This is a genomic window from Amycolatopsis sp. NBC_01286, from assembly GCF_035982555.1.
Lineage (GTDB): Bacteria > Actinomycetota > Actinomycetes > Mycobacteriales > Pseudonocardiaceae > Amycolatopsis.
This window is the reverse complement of the sequence record NZ_CP108428.1, coordinates 2,634,240-2,648,348: the sequence shown is the minus strand read 5'-3', so window position 1 is coordinate 2,648,348 and position 14,109 is coordinate 2,634,240. Positions and strand designations below refer to the sequence as shown.

Here is a 14,109-nt window from a genome sequence, read left to right as displayed (position 1 = left end):
TTACGACGTTACTGACGTGGTGCCAATAGCGCCCGCGGGCTTCGCCACCAGCATTGCACCGGCGATCGCCGCAGCAAAGACACCGAACACCGGCGCGAGCCACAGCGGCAGCACGCCGACCGCCAGCGAGCCGAGCCCGAAGCCGCACGCCTGCACCGTGAACGACAGCGAGAAACCCGCTGACCTGCGGTTCTTCGGCAGCAGCCGCTGCAGGTTGACGGAGGTCGCGGCCACCAGCGGCCCGGTGCACCCGCCGATCACGGCCACCGAAGCGATCAGGCCCGGCCAGCCGAAGTCGCCCGCGAGGGCGAGTCCGCCGACGATGAACCCGCCGAGGAACAGCCGCGGGTCGCCGGTCTTGCCGCGCCACGCGTAGAGCGCGCTGCCCACGATGCTCGCGCCGCTCAGCACCGCGATCACCACCGGCGCGGCCGTGTCGGGCGCGCCGAGCCGCTGGACGAGCGGCAGCGGCGCGACCTCGATCGTCGACAGCAGCAGCCCGACGGTGAACGCGCAGCACAGCCACGGCAGGTAGGTGCCGACGCCGACCGGTGGCACGTCCGGCCCGGCTTCCTCCCGTTCGCGCTCGGCCGCGCGGCGCGGGACGAGCACGGCGGCGCCCACGCAGGCGGCGGCCATCGCGGCGAGCGGCACGAACGGACCGGCCAGGTCGAGCAGCGCGACCAGCGCCGGGCCGCCGATGAGCACGCCTTCGAGCAGCATCGCGTCGACGGAGATGGCCCGCGGCAGCAGCGCGTCGTCGACGGTGTCCGCGAGCAGCGTCCGGAACCCGCCGGACAACGCGCCCGCGGTGGCGCCGGGCAGCATGACCAGCGCGAGCAGCACGGCGGTCGGCGCGGCCGCCGACGCCGACGCCGACGCCGACGCCGCGAAGGCGAGCACGGCGAAGCCGGCGGCGGTCAGGAGCAGCAGCGCGGGCAGGCCGCGCGTCACGCCGACGCGGTCCAGCAACCGCCCGACCGGCACCGCGCCGGTCATCTCGGCGACGACGTAGACCGACATCAGCACCCCGCCGAGCCGGTACGAGCCGGTGGTGGCCGTGGTCAGCAGGGTGAACGCGAGCGGCGCCATGGTCGCCGGGAGCCGGGCGAACTGGACGCCCGCCGACCAGCGCCAGTAGGCGCGATGGGTGAACAACGACATGGGAGCACGCTCTTACGGCGGCGGTTTGCGCCATACTGATTCGGGCACGAGCGAATCCGGGGTCGCCATGATCGAGCTGGTCCTGAGCGCGGCCGGCAGCCAGCGCGTCCGCTTCGCGATCTCGCCGCTGGAAGAGGTCCTCGGCGCCGTCCAGACGCTGCTCGGGCTCCGCGGGCACCCGGCGCACCTGCCGTGGGTGTCCGCCGCCCCCGCGCTCGACGTCCCCGAGCTGGCGGCGGTCCTGAGCGCGCGGCACTACATCACCGAGTTCCTGAGCCCACCGCCCGAGGGGCCGGAAACCACCGCCGAGGCCCAGCTGCGGGTGGTCCGTGAGACGCCGCCGCACCAGGTCGCGCTGGAGCTGGCGATGGTCGACGCCGACCTCTCGCTGCTCCCGGCCGACCCGGCGACCGCGCGGGACCTGCTGGCCGGCCAGCTCGAAACCGTCTGGAACGCGCTGCTCGCCCCGCGGTGGCCGCGCCTGCGCGAACTGCTGGCCGCCGACATCGCGTACCGGACGCGGCTGCTCGGCTCCGGGGGCATCACCGCGATGCTGGCCGGACTCCACCCGCAGGTCCGGCCGGCCGGGACGTCGGTGCTGGTCGACGTCCGCTCCCGCGAACGGCTCGAGATCGACTCTCGCGGCCTGCTGTTCATCCCGGCGGTGTTCGCGTGGCCGAACGTCGGGGTGGTGACGGTGCCGCCGTGGCAGACGTCACTGCTCTACCCCGCCCGCGGCGTCGCGTCGCTGTGGACGTCGGCGACGGCGCCGCCGGAACCGCTGGCCGAGGTGCTCGGCCGGACCCGGGCGCTGCTGCTGACCGGCCTGGACGCCCCGGCCGCGACGGCCGACTTGGCGCGCCGCTTCGACCTCGCCCCGGCGACGGTGTCGGCGCACCTGACGGCGTTGCGCGCGGCCGGGCTGCTGACGTCGGAGCGCAGCGGGCACCGGGTGCTGTACCGCCGCACCGGCCTCGGCGACGCGTTGCTGACCGGCAAACTCTGACTAGGGTGGAATCACGACCCGTGAAGGAGAATCATCGATGCGTATCGTCCATTTCGGACATGCCTGTGTGCTGCTGGAGACCGGCTCGGAGCGGATCCTGATCGACCCCGGCACGTTCTCCACGGACTTCGAGCGCGAGCGTGAGCTGGCCGCCGTGCTGATCACGCACCAGCACTTCGACCACCTCGACGTCGAGCGGCTGCCGAAGGTGCTCGAAGCCAACCCGGACGCGAAGCTGATCGTCGACCCCGGCTCGGCCGAGGCCGTCGGGAAGCTGGGTGTCCCGTTCGACATCGCCAACGTCGGGGACGCGTTCGCGATCGGGGACACGTCGATCAAGGCCGTCGGCGGCGAGCACGCCGTGATCCACAGCGACATCCCGACGATCCCGAACATCGGCTACGTCTTCGACGACGGCGCGTTCTTCCACCCCGGCGACTCGTTCTTCGTGCCCGAGCAGCACATCGACGTCCTCGGCCTGCCGACCGGCGCGCCGTGGCTCAAGGCCGGCGAAGCGGTCGACTACCTGCGCGCGGTGGCGCCGCGGATCGCCGTGCCGATCCACGAAGCCGTGCTCGCCAACCCGGGCATGCACTACGGCCTGTTCGGCAACCTCGCGCCCGAAGGCACCGAGGTGAAGGTGCTCGAGCGCGCCGAGCCGGCGAAGCTCTAGGCGGCGACGGTGCGCAGCGAGCCGTAGGTCGCGCCGAACGCGCGGTTCTCCAGGGCGACGTCGACGGCGTCGAGGAGGGCCTGGCGGAGGCCGGGGCGGGTGAGGTCGATGGCGTCGACACCGAGCCGGACCAGGCCGCCCCGGCGCGCGGCGCGCGCGGCCGCCAGCACCAGCGCGAAGCAGCGGACAGTCTCGGTGCGCTGCGACTGGCTGGTGAACTCCTGGACGCGGGCGCGGCGCACCTCGCCGGTGACGAGGTCGCGCACCGCGCCGAGGTCCGCGCACAGGCGGAAGCCGTGCTCGCCCAACGCCTGGAGCGTGCCCTGGGACGCGATCCAGCGCGGCGGCGCGAAGCCGTCCACGGCCAGCCCGGCGGCGTCGAGTGCGGCCTTCGCGGCGATCAGCCGCAGCCGCGCCTCGTGCGCGGGCAGCGTCGCGAACTCGGCCTTCTTGCCCAGGTACACCGTGCGATGCGTGGGCGTGACGACGTGATCGTAGCCGTGCAGCAGCACGGAATCACCACGGCGGGCGCGGGTGCGCACCCACTCCGTCACCGGGCCTTCGCCGGTGCGCGCGGCGTACAGCACCGACAGCGGCACTTTGCGGCGGTCGAGCTCGGCCGCGAGATCGGCGCACCGGTGCAGCGTGCGCGGGGTGATGCCCGACAGCGAAACCAGCAACTGAGCGTCCACGCCACCATTGGGACGCACGCGTCTGACGTCGGCGTGAACTGCGCAGGACGGGCGGGCGGCCGTTGCCGGAAGGGTCAGCCGCCTTCACTCAGGCGCTGGACCGCCACGGCGATGCGCTCGCGCAGGTCGGGGTCGGCGACCACGCCGTCGGCGACCGCGGCGCGCGGGACCGGGACCCGCGCGCAGGCTTCCTCGACGATCTCGGCGCCCGCGTACGTCAGCACCTTGCGCAACGAGTCGTGTGCGTCGCCGCCGCCAGTCGGCGCCGCAACGGACGAGGCGTTGATCCAGGCGACCGGCTTGCCGTAGATCTCACCGCCGCCGACCGTCCAGTCGAGCAGGTTCTTGAACGACCCCGGCAGGCCGCCGGCGTACTCCGGGGTGCAGATCAGCACCGACGTCGCGGCCGCGATGGCCGCGCGCAGCGAAGCGACGGCGGGGTGCAGCGGGTCGCGGTCGTCATCGGGGTTGAAGTGCGGGAGATCGCCGAGTCCGGTGAACGTCGTGGTCTCCGTGAGGGTCGCGACGGTCCCCAGTACCGCCGCATTGCCCGAGCCTGCTCGCAGGCTGCCGCAGATCAGCAGGATCACGGGGCCAGTCTGCCAGGCACAGCCCGGTGATGCGGTGGTAAGCCTCGATGTAGCGGTCCCGCGTGGCCGTCACCACTTCGGGCGGCAACGGCGGCAACGGGGACGCGCAGTCCCAACCGGACACCGGGTCGACGAGCCAGTCGCGCACGTGCTGCTTGTCGAACGACGGCCGGCCGGGCCGGTGGCCGTCGGCGGGCCAGTAACGCGCCGAATCCGGCGTCAGCACCTCGTCGGCCAGCACCAGGCCGCCGTGCGCGCCGATGCCGAACTCGAACTTCGTGTCGGCCAGCAGCAGGCCCTGCTCCGCGGCCCGCGCGGCACCGCGGCGGTACAGCTCGAGCGACGCCTCCCGGACCTCCTCCGCGAGCGCGCGGCCGAGGACCGAGACGAACGTGTCGAAGTCGATGTTCTCGTCGGGTTCGCCGGGACGGGCCTTTGTGGACGGCGTGAAGATCGGCTCGGGCAGCCGGGCCGCCTCGGCGAGCCCGGGCGGCGGCACGACGCCGCACACCGCGCCGTCACGGCGGTAGTCCGCGTAGCCGCGGCCGGTCAGGTAGCCGCGGACGACGGCCTCCACCGGCAGCATCTCGAGCCGCTCGACCAGCATCGCCCGGCCACGCACGGCGTCGGGGATCCCCGGCCCGTCACTGGCCACGAGGTGGTTCGGCAGGACGTCGGCGAGCTCGCCGAACCAGAACACGCTCATCGCCGTGAGCACCCGGCCCTTGTCCGGAACCGGGGTGACAAATACACGTTCAAAAGCCGAAATGCGGTCGGAAGCAACGATCAGGAGCCGGTCGTCGCCCGCGTCGTACAGGTCGCGGACCTTGCCGGTGACGAGCTTGGGGTGTCTGGGGAGGGGTGTCACGCACTGAACCCTAACGGGCACGCTCCGCCACCGAGGATGATGCTGCACATGCCGCTGACATGGGCCTCGATGACCACCGACTACGGGCTGCGCGACGGCTTCGTGGCGGCCTGCCACGGCGTGATCGCGCGGCTGGCGCCCGCCGTGCGGGTCATCGACGTGACGCACGAGGTGCCGCCCCAGAACGTCCGCCACGGGGCCATGGCGCTGGCGCAGACGGCGCCCTACCTGCCGGAGGCCGTGCACGTCGCGGTGGTCGACCCGGGCGTCGGCACGGCACGGCGTGGTGTGGTCGTCGTCGCCGAGGGCGGGCTGCTGGTCGGGCCGGACAACGGCCTGCTGCTGCCCGCCGCGCGGGCCCTCGGCGGGGTCCGGGCCGCGTACGAGCTGACCGAGCCGTCGCTGCGGCTGCCGGCGACGTCGGCGACGTTCCACGGGCGGGACGTCTTCGCGCCCGCGGCCGCGCACCTTGCATTGGGCGTCTTGCCGTCTGCATTCGGCAACGCCGTCGAGACGCTGGTGGAGCTGCCCGAGCCGTTCGTGGCGGCGTTCCCCGGCAAGCTGGTGTCGGAAGTGCTGACGGTCGACCACTTCGGCAACGTCCAGCTGGCCGCGACGCCGGCGGATCTCGAGCTGAGCGGGCTGACCGGCGCGGTTTCGGTGCACAGCGAGCGGGTCGCGGTGATCACGGCGGTCGGGCGGACCTTCGCGGACGTGCCCACCGGGGCGAGCGTGCTCTTCGCGGACTCGGCGGGCCGGCTCGCCGTCGCCGTCAACGGCGGCTCGGCGGCGGCCGTGCTCGGGCTGGGCCCGGCCCAGGAGTGCACGATCACGTCGTCGCCGACCGCCACCTGACCCGGCGGTCCACAGTCGTGAGTGGGAAACAGTGTTCTAACACTGTTTCCCACTCACGACCGCGTCAGAGCACCTGCGAGAGGAACCGTTGCAGGCGCGGGCTTTGCGGGTCGTCGAAGAGCTGCGCCGGCGGGCCCTGCTCCACGATCCTGCCCGCGTCCATGAACGCGACCTCGTCGGCGACGCTGCGGGCGAAGCCCATCTCGTGGGTGACCACGATCAGCGTCAGCCCGCGTTCGGCCAGGCCCGCCATCAGCGTCAGCACACCCTTGACCAGCTCCGGGTCGAGCGCGCTGGTGGCCTCGTCGAACAGCATGACCTCGGGGTCCATCGCCAGCGCCCGGGCGATCGCGACGCGCTGCTGCTGCCCGCCCGACAACGCGCTGGGCCGGTACGGCGCCTTGTCGGCCAGGCCGACGTCCGCCAGCCGGGCGCGGGCGATCGCCGCCGCTTCCTCCTTGCTCAGCTTCTTCACGCTGCGCAGCGGCAGCACGATGTTGTCCAGCACGCTCCGGTGACCGAAGAGGTTGAAGTGCTGGAACACCATGCCGACGCGCTGGCGCAGGGCGTCCGGGTCGGACCGGATCACGGACTCGCCGTCGAGCAGCAGGTCGCCGGAGTCGGGCTCCTGCAGGCGGTTCACGCACCGCAGGAGCGTCGACTTGCCGGAACCGGACGGCCCGATCACGCAGGTCGTCTTGCCGCTCGGCACCTTCAGGTCGACCCCGCGCAGGACTTCCAGCGTGCCGAAGCTGACGTGGATGTCCCGCAGCTCCACACTGGACGAACGCACCGCTGTCGTCGTTACCACGCGCTCACCCTTCCGCCGGGACCGATCTCCACCGGGTCGCCTTCGTCCGGCTCGTCGGCCCGGACCTTGCGCCCGGTCCGGAGCTTCTTGTCGATGTAGTTCACCAGGTGCGTCAGCGGCACCGTGATCACCAGGTAGACGAACCCGGCCGCGACCAGCGGCGACAGGTTCCCGGTGTTGGCCGCCAGGTCCTGCCCGATCCGGAACAGCTCGCGCTGCTCGGACAGCAGGCCGAGGAAGTACACCAGGCTGGAGTCCTTGACCAGCGAGATGAACTGGTTCACCAGGGCGGGCAGCACCCGGCGGACGCCCTGCGGGATGACGATCAGCAGCATCGCCTTGCTGTAGCTCATCCCGAGCGCGCGGCTGGCCTCCAGCTGTCCTTTTTCGACACTCTGGATGCCGGCCCGGAAGATCTCGCCGATGTAGGCGGCGGCGATCAGGCTCAGCGCCAGGATGCCCAGCGGGTACGGGTTGGTGCCGACGACATCCCGGGCGAGCGTGCCGAGACCCTGGCCGATCACGAGGATGGTCAGGATCGCCGGCAGGCCGCGGAAGATGTCGGTGTACACCCGGGCCGGCCAGCGCAGCCACGCCTTGGTGGACAGGCCCATCACCGCGACGACCATGCCGAGCACGGTGCCGATCACCGCGGAGGTGAACGCCAGGATCAGCGTGTTGAGCAGACCGGTCTTCAGCAGGTCGGGGAAGACCTGCCAGATGTACTCCCAGTTGAGGAAGGTATCGAGGAATTGCTCCATCGCGGTTCTACTGCCCCGCCTTGAATTCCGCGGGAACGGGCGCGGTGGCCTCGAACTGGTCGTGCACCTTCACCCAGGTGCCGTCCGCGATGACCTTCTTCAGGCCGTCGTTGACCTTGGTGATGAGGTCGGTGTTGCCCTTCTTGAAGGCGAACCCGTGCGGGATGGTCGTGGTGATCGCCTTGGTCACCTTGAGCTTCGCGTCCGGGTTGTTCTTCGCGTAGTCCTCGGCGGTGGCCTGGTCGAACACCGCGCCGTCGACCGCGCCGGTCTTGAGCGCGGCCAGCGCGGCGGCGTCGTTCGGGAACCGGACGGCCTGCGCGGTCGGTGCGTTCGTGCCGAGCCAGGTGTCCGACACCGTGCCCTGGACGACGCCGATCCGCTTGCTCGCCAAGGAGTTCTCGTCCGTGATGCCGGCGGTCTCCTTGGCTTCGATGCCGAGGGACTGGTAGTTGTACGGCGCCGAGAAGTCGACGGTCTTCTTCCGGGCGTCGGTCTGCGAGATCGCCGAGCTGCCGATGTCGAAGGTGCCGTTCGCGACCTGGCCGAGCAGCGCCGAGAAGTCCGTCGCGACGAATTCGAGCTTCAGGCCCTCTTTCTGCGCGATGGCCTTGAGCAGCTCGTTGTCGAAGCCGGTGAAGGTGCCGTTCTCCTGGTAGGCGTTCGGCTTCGAGTCGCTCAGCGTGCCGACGCGCAGGGTCTTGTCACCGCCGCCGCTGTCCGAGCCGCCGCCACACGCCGTGAGCGCGGCCAGCAGCGTCGCCGCGATCGCCGTGACCAGTGTCTTCTTCATGGGTCTCCTAACCCTGGAACCCGGCCGGCACCGGAGCGGTCGGCAGGAACTGCTGGTGCAGCTTAAGCCAGGTACCGTCGGAGATCACCTGCTTGAGCCCGGCGTCGATCTTGCCGAGCAGTTCGGTGTTGCCCTTCTTCACCGCGAAGCCGTGCGGCACGTCCGTGACGAAGCTCTTCACGACGACAAGCTTGGCGCTGGGGTTGTCGGTGACGTTCTTCTCGGCGATGCTCTGGTCCAGGATGTACGCGTCGACGGCGCCGGTCTTCAACGCGGTCAGCGCGGCGGCGTAGTCCGGGAAGCGCACGGCCTGCGCGGTCGGGACCGTGGTGCCCAGCCAGTGGTCGCCGACGGTCGCCTGGATGACGGCGACCCGCTTGCCCGCCAACGCCTTCTCGTCGGTGACCGGCGTGCCCTGCTCGGCCTGGATGCTCATGGTCTCGAAGTCGTAGGCCGCCGAGAAGTCGACGGTCTTCTTGCGCTCGTCCGTCTGCGCGATCGCCGAGCTGGCGATGTCGTAGCGGCCGGACGCGACCTGCCCGAGCAGCGCGGAGAAGTCCGTCGCGGCGAACTCCAGCTTCAGGTTCTGCTTGGCCGCGATGGCCTTGAGCAGCTCGTTGTCGAAGCCGGTGTAGTTGCCGTCCTTGAGGAAGATGTTCGGCGGCGCGTCGCTGAGGGTGCCGACGTGCAGCGCCGGGGAAGCGCTGTCCGAGCCACTGCCGCACGCGGTGAGCGTGAGGGCCGCGGCCAGTACGGTGACGATCAGCTTCTTCATGTCACGCACCCAGGTTCTTCACGGGCAGACCGGGGCCGCCCTGCTGGAGTTCCTTCGACAGCGGTGTCGTCTTGTAGAACTGGCCGTAGATGCGGGCGACCGTGCCGTCCGCGATGGCCTTCGCGAGCCCGTCGTTCAGCTTCTTCAGCAGGTCGGGATCGGTCTTGGCGACGGCGAACGCCGACGGCGTGTCCTTGTCCTCGACGGTGTAGCCGAGCTCCAGCGGCACCGCGGGGTTCTGGTCCAGGTACTTCTGGCCGATGTCCTGCGGCACGACCCAGCCGTCCAGCGTGCCGTTCTTCAGCTGCGCGAAACCCGCGTTGTAGTCGGGGAAGCGGACGACCTGGGCCCCGTTGGTCTTGCCCGCGAACTCGTCCTGCACCGAACCCTGGACGACGCCGAGCCGCTTGCCCGCGAACGCCGCCGGGTCCTTGAGGTTCGCGCCCTTCTTGGTCACGATCGTCGTGAAGCCGGTGTTGTACCCGTTGGAGAAGGAGACCGTCTTCTTGCGCGCCTCGGTGCTCGAAATCGTCGAGCTGCCGATGTCGAACTTGCCGGTCGCGACGCCGGCCAGCAGGCCGGAGAACTCGGTGCCGACGAACTCGACCTCGAAGCCCTCACGCTTCGCGATGTCGCGCAGCAGCTCGTTGTCGTAGCCGGTGAACCGGCCGTTCTCCAGGTAGATCGACGGCGGGGCGTCGCTCAGCGTGCCGACGCGCAGGGTCTTGCTCGCGGCCGAGGAGTCGGCACCGCCGCAGGCGGCCAGGGTCAGCGTCAGCGCGCCCGCGGTGACGACGGCGGCGATCTTCGACAGCGTGGATCTCATCGCTTCTTCCAGAGGTTGGCGCGCCGGTGGCGCGAGGAAAGCACGTCAGGTCATCTGGTAGACGATCTGACGCTCCGGGTTCAGCGGTCGAGATTAGGGATTTCGCCCGTTCGTGTGGATTCGTTCCAGTCCGTGGACTCGTGCGTCAGCTCACAGGATCGGCTGGGGCGCGTAGCCCGCCGCTTCGGGGAACTGCTCGAGCACCTGCGCGACGCGCTCGGCGACCTGCGTCACCTGACGCCCGGCCGTTCCGGTGAACGAGATCCGGTCGGCGAGCAGCTTGTCCAGCTCACCGCGGTCGAGCGGGATGCGCTCGTCGGCCGCGAACCGGTCGAGCAGGTCGTTCTCCGCGCGCCCTTCGCGCATCTCCAGCGCGACGGCTACGGAGTGCTCCTTGATGGCTTCGTGGGCCGTCTCACGTCCGACGCCCGCGCGGACCGACGCCATGAGCACCTTCGTCGTGGTGAGGAACGGCAGGTAGCGATCCAGCTCACGCTCGATGACGGCCGGGAAGGCGCCGAACTCGGCCAGCACCGTGAGGGACGTCTCCAGCAGGCCGTCGAGCGCGAAGAAGGCGTCCGGCAGCGCGACGCGGCGGACGACCGAGTCGGAGACGTCACCCTCGTTCCACTGGTCGCCGGCCAGCTCGCCGATCATCGACAGGTAGCCGCGCAGCACGACGGCGAGGCCGTTGACGCGCTCGCAGGAGCGGGTGTTCATCTTGTGCGGCATGGCGGACGAGCCGACCTGGCCGGGCTTGAAGCCCTCGGTGACCAGCTCGTGGCCGGCCATCAGCCGGATCGTCTTGGCCAGGCTGGACGGCGCCGCGGCGACCTGGACCACAGTGGACAGCACGTCGAAGTCGAGCGAGCGCGGGTAGACCTGGCCGACGCTGACGAACCGGCGGTTGAAGCCGAGGTGCCGCATCACGCGGTCTTCGAGTTCGTCCAAAGTGGACTCGTCGCCGAGCAGGTCGAGCATGTCCTGCGCGGTGCCGACCGGGCCCTTGATGCCGCGCAGCGGGTAGCGGCCGATGAGGTTGTCGAGCCGCTCGAAGGCGACCAGCAGCTCGTCGGCGGCCGTGGCGAACCGCTTGCCGAGGGTGGTGGCCTGCGCGGCGACGTTGTGCGAGCGCCCGGCCATGACGGTGTCGGTGTGCTCGACGGCGAGCACGGCCAGCCGGGCGAGCACGGCGGCGACGCGGGCGCGGACCAGCTCCAGCGACCGGAGCAGCTGCAGCTGCTCGACGTTCTCGGTGAGGTCGCGCGAGGTCATCCCCTTGTGGATGTGCTCCTGCCCGGCCAGGTCGCTGAACTCCTCGATGCGCGCCTTGACGTCGTGGCGGGTGACGCGCTCCCGGGCCGCGATCGACCCGAGGTCGACCTGCCGCAGCACGCGCTCGTAGTCCTCGACGACGCCGTCGGGCACGTCGACGCCGAGGTCCTTCTGCGCCTTGAGCACGGCGATCCAGAGCTGCCGCTCCAGGACGACCTTCTCCTCCGGAGACCAGAGCGAAACCAGCTCCGGCGACGCGTAGCGGGCGGCGAGCACGTTGGGAATGCGGGGCTTGTCCGTCACGGCTTTCACGATACCTGTGCAGGTCAGGCGAGGGTCGCGCGGATCGTGAGGGCGGTCGAGGCGCCCGGCGCCAGCGTCGTCAGCGGGCCGAGGACCTCCAGCTCGACGATCCGCGCCGGCGGGTCCAGGTCGCCCAGCTCCGCGAGCGGCTCCGGCAGCGGGTGCTCCAGCCAGATCTCCAGCGGCGAGCCCTCGTCCGGGTACTCGCCGACCGGGTCGACGTCGAAGGACAGCGTCAACGCGCCGTAGGACACCCAGCCCGCCGTGCCCGGCACACCCAGCTTGCCGACGACGTCCTGCGGCGGCACGACCAGCCGGTCACCGTCCACTGTGTACTCCGGCGTGCCCGTCCCCGCCACCAGCGCGACGACGTCCGGCCGCCGGAGCCCGGCGGTGACCGCGCCGCCGCCGGGGCACTGTGTCACGTTCCACAGGGCCCAGCGCACTTCGCGGTCGCTGACGTTCTCCGCGCGCAGGTCCAGCCGGTAGCCGTCGTCGAGGATGGTTATCGCGCGGGTGAACCGCAGGCCGGTGCGCGGGTCCGGCGCGCTGGTCATGGTCACCGTGTCGCCGTCGGCGGCCACGGCGTACGGGCCCGAGTCCAGCACCGGGTCCGGCGGGCCGGCCCACTGGTCCGGGCCGGCCCAGCCCTGGGGCGCGGGCCACGTCTTGTCGCCACCGTAGTTGACCCAGTCGCCCATCCGGCCCGAGTTCGGCGCGTAGTCGCCGCACAGGTCGGCGCCGAGCAGCGCCGGGTCGCGCCAGAGCAGCTCGACGCCGCGGTGGCGCGCCGACAGCAGCCGGCCGCCCAGCTCCGGCACCAGGCCGAGCCGCAGGTCGCCGCGCTCGAGCCAGGTCACCATTCGGCGAGGCCGCCGTCGTCGTGGCGCCACACCGGGGAGCGCCAGGCGTGCCCGATCTCGTCGGCCCGGCGGACGGCGGCTTCGTCGACCTCGATGCCGAGGCCCGGGCCGAGCGGGCGGGCCGCGTAGCCGTCCTGGAAGGTGAAGATCGACGGGTCGACGAGGTAGGAGTGCTCGTTGCCCTCGTGGTAGTGCATGCCCAGACTCTGTTCCTGGATCAGGAAGTTCGGCGTCGCGAACGAAACCTGCAGCGACGCGGCGAGCGAGATCGGCCCGAGCGGGCAGTGCGGTGCGAGCGACGCGCCGTACATCTCGGCCAGCGCGCCGATCCGGCGCAGCTCGGAGATGCCGCCGGCGTGCGACGGGTCCGGCTGCACGACCGCGACCCCGGCGTCGAGCACCGGCTTGAACTCCCAGCGCGAGTACAGCCGCTCGCCGACCGCGATCGGCACGGTCGACGCCTCGACGACCGAGCGCAGCGCGTCGCCCTGCGTCTCCGGCAGGATCGGCTCCTCGACGAACATCGGCTGGACGTCTTCCAGCATCTTGACCAGCCGCCGGGCCATCGCGGGTGAGACGCGGCCGTGGAAGTCGATGGCGAGGTCGCGGTCCGGGCCGAGCGCCTCGCGCGCTTCCCACGCGCGGGCGACCGCCGCGTCGGCTTCGCGGGGTGACGCGATCGCCGTCAACGGGCCGGCGACGTTCATCTTCACCGCCGTGAACCCCGCCTCGACCTGGGCGGTCACCGCCTCGCGGATGCCGGAGGGCCGGTCGCCGCCGACCCAGCTGTAGACCCGGACGCGGTCGCGGACCGGGCCGCCGAGCAGCTCGTGGACCGGCGCGTCACGGACCTTCCCGGCGATGTCCCACAGCGCGTGGTCGAACCCGGCCAAGGCACTCGAAAGCACCGGCCCGCCGCGGTAGAAGCCGCCGCGGCGCAGTACCTGCCAGTGGTCCTCGATGCGCAGCGGGTCCTGGCCGATCAGCAGCTCGGACAGCTCGTGCACGGCCGCGCGCACGGTCTCCGCGCGGCCCTCGACCACGGGCTCGCCCCAGCCGCTGATGCCCTCGTCCGTGCTGACCTTGAGGAACAGCCAGCGCGGCGCGACCAGAAACGTTTCAACCCCGGTGATCTTCACCCGTGTCCCCCATCTGCGTCCCCATCATGCGGAATCCTTGGCGGCGGACCAGCCGCCGTCGACGGTCAGCTCGGCGCCGGTGACGAACGACGCGGCGTCCGAGAGCAGGAAGGCGATCACGTCCGCCACCTCGGCCGGCTCGCCGAGCCGCCCGGCCGGCGTCGCGCGGGCACTGCGCTCGCGGTCCTCGGGCGAGATGCGGTTCCAGGCCTCGGTGAGCACCGGCCCCGGCAGCACGGAGTTGACCCGCACGGCCGGGGCGTACTCCACGGCCAGCTGCCGGGCCAGCGCGACCAGCGCGCCCTTGCTCGCGGCGTACGCGGGATGACCCGGCAGGCCGAAGTGCGCGTGCACCGACGAGACGAGCACGATCGCCCCGCCCCGCGCCCGCAGCGACGGCAAGCAGGCCTTCACGGCGAGGTACGCGCCGGTCAGGTTGACGTCGAGCTGCCGCCACCACTCGGCGCGGTCGATCTCGTGCAGCGGCCCGGTGCTGGGGACGTAGGCGTTGCTGACCAGGGCGTCCACCTCGCCGATGGCCGCCCAGGTCGCCTCTTCGGTGACGTCGCCCCGGATCGGCGTGACGCCGTCGGGGAGTTCGGCGATGTCCACGCCGAGCACGCGGTAGCCGTCGTCGAGCAGTTTCCGGGCCGTCGCCGCCCCGATCCCGGACGCCGCTCCGGTCACCACCGCCGTACGCGTGGACATCGCCTCT

The 14,109-nt window shown here is 71.5% G+C and carries 16 protein-coding genes; 3 read left to right on the top strand and 13 right to left on the bottom strand.

From position 1 onward, the window contains the following. Entirely contained in the window at nt 1–1,164 is a 1,164-nt protein-coding gene (locus OG570_RS12875) for an MFS transporter (protein ID WP_326956635.1), read from the bottom strand. Nucleotides 1,165–1,231: 67 nt separating this feature from the next. Between OG570_RS12875 and OG570_RS12870 the strand changes: the two genes are divergently transcribed. Together OG570_RS12870 and OG570_RS12865 are read left to right on the top strand one after the other, a co-directional pair. Continuing rightward, nucleotides 1,232–2,170 (top strand): ArsR/SmtB family transcription factor, encoded by a 939-nt coding sequence (locus OG570_RS12870; protein WP_326956634.1) that lies wholly within the window; start codon nt 1,232–1,234, stop codon nt 2,168–2,170. A 37-nt stretch (nt 2,171–2,207) separates the two neighbouring features. Next, complete coding sequence (locus OG570_RS12865; protein WP_326956633.1) at nt 2,208–2,843, top strand: MBL fold metallo-hydrolase; 636 nt, start codon at nt 2,208–2,210, stop codon at nt 2,841–2,843. On the opposite strand, the gene OG570_RS12860 is transcribed toward OG570_RS12865, so the two are convergent. The 3 genes from OG570_RS12860 to OG570_RS12850 form a co-directional block, all read right to left on the bottom strand. Further along, nucleotides 2,840–3,535, bottom strand: coding sequence for a DUF2334 domain-containing protein (locus OG570_RS12860; RefSeq protein WP_247059207.1), 696 nt, complete (start codon nt 3,533–3,535; stop codon nt 2,840–2,842). The genes OG570_RS12865 and OG570_RS12860 overlap by 4 nt on opposite strands. Nucleotides 3,536–3,609: 74 nt before the next feature. Next, nucleotides 3,610–4,101 (bottom strand): NADPH-dependent FMN reductase, encoded by a 492-nt coding sequence (locus tag OG570_RS12855; protein ID WP_326960000.1) that lies wholly within the window; start codon nt 4,099–4,101, stop codon nt 3,610–3,612. Beyond that, on the bottom strand, nt 3,995–4,993 hold the full coding sequence (locus OG570_RS12850) for a phosphoribosylaminoimidazolesuccinocarboxamide synthase (RefSeq protein WP_326945168.1): 999 nt from the start codon (nt 4,991–4,993) through the stop codon (nt 3,995–3,997). Before OG570_RS12850 ends, OG570_RS12855 begins: the two co-directional genes overlap by 107 nt. Nucleotides 4,994–5,041: 48 nt before the next feature. On the opposite strand from OG570_RS12850, the gene OG570_RS12845 reads away from it, so the two are divergent. Next, a complete protein-coding gene (locus tag OG570_RS12845) occupies nt 5,042–5,848 on the top strand; it encodes an SAM hydrolase/SAM-dependent halogenase family protein (RefSeq protein ID WP_326956632.1) in 807 nt (268 codons plus the stop codon). A gap of 64 nt (nt 5,849–5,912) precedes the next feature. Here the strand turns inward: OG570_RS12845 and OG570_RS12840 are convergent, their stop codons facing one another. The 9 genes from OG570_RS12840 to OG570_RS12800 form a co-directional block, all read right to left on the bottom strand. Beyond that, complete coding sequence (locus OG570_RS12840) at nt 5,913–6,659, bottom strand: amino acid ABC transporter ATP-binding protein (RefSeq protein ID WP_326956631.1); 747 nt, start codon at nt 6,657–6,659, stop codon at nt 5,913–5,915. Continuing rightward, nucleotides 6,653–7,420 (bottom strand): amino acid ABC transporter permease, encoded by a 768-nt coding sequence (locus OG570_RS12835; RefSeq protein WP_326956630.1) that lies wholly within the window; start codon nt 7,418–7,420, stop codon nt 6,653–6,655. Before OG570_RS12835 ends, OG570_RS12840 begins: the two co-directional genes overlap by 7 nt. A gap of 7 nt (nt 7,421–7,427) precedes the next feature. Continuing rightward, on the bottom strand, nt 7,428–8,213 hold the full coding sequence (locus OG570_RS12830; protein ID WP_247059211.1) for an ABC transporter substrate-binding protein: 786 nt from the start codon (nt 8,211–8,213) through the stop codon (nt 7,428–7,430). A gap of 7 nt (nt 8,214–8,220) precedes the next feature. Next, nucleotides 8,221–8,988, bottom strand: a complete 768-nt coding sequence (locus tag OG570_RS12825; protein ID WP_326956629.1) for an ABC transporter substrate-binding protein — start codon at nt 8,986–8,988, stop codon at nt 8,221–8,223. Between the two features lies 1 nt (nt 8,989). After that, entirely contained in the window at nt 8,990–9,814 is an 825-nt protein-coding gene (locus OG570_RS12820; protein WP_326956628.1) for a substrate-binding periplasmic protein, read from the bottom strand. Nucleotides 9,815–9,964: 150 nt separating this feature from the next. Then, a complete protein-coding gene (gene purB / locus OG570_RS12815) occupies nt 9,965–11,392 on the bottom strand; it encodes an adenylosuccinate lyase (protein WP_326956627.1) in 1,428 nt (475 codons plus the stop codon). 23 nt (nt 11,393–11,415) lie between these two features. Then, nucleotides 11,416–12,255: a DUF4380 domain-containing protein gene (locus OG570_RS12810; protein ID WP_326956626.1), complete on the bottom strand. Its 840-nt coding sequence runs from the start codon at nt 12,253–12,255 to the stop codon at nt 11,416–11,418. Continuing rightward, nucleotides 12,249–13,394: a galactonate dehydratase gene (gene dgoD, locus OG570_RS12805; RefSeq protein WP_326956625.1), complete on the bottom strand. Its 1,146-nt coding sequence runs from the start codon at nt 13,392–13,394 to the stop codon at nt 12,249–12,251. The genes OG570_RS12810 and dgoD overlap by 7 nt, the downstream gene beginning before the upstream one ends. A 24-nt stretch (nt 13,395–13,418) precedes the next feature. Continuing rightward, a complete protein-coding gene (locus OG570_RS12800) occupies nt 13,419–14,102 on the bottom strand; it encodes an SDR family NAD(P)-dependent oxidoreductase (RefSeq protein ID WP_326956624.1) in 684 nt (227 codons plus the stop codon). Nucleotides 14,103–14,109: the final 7 nt, after the last annotated feature.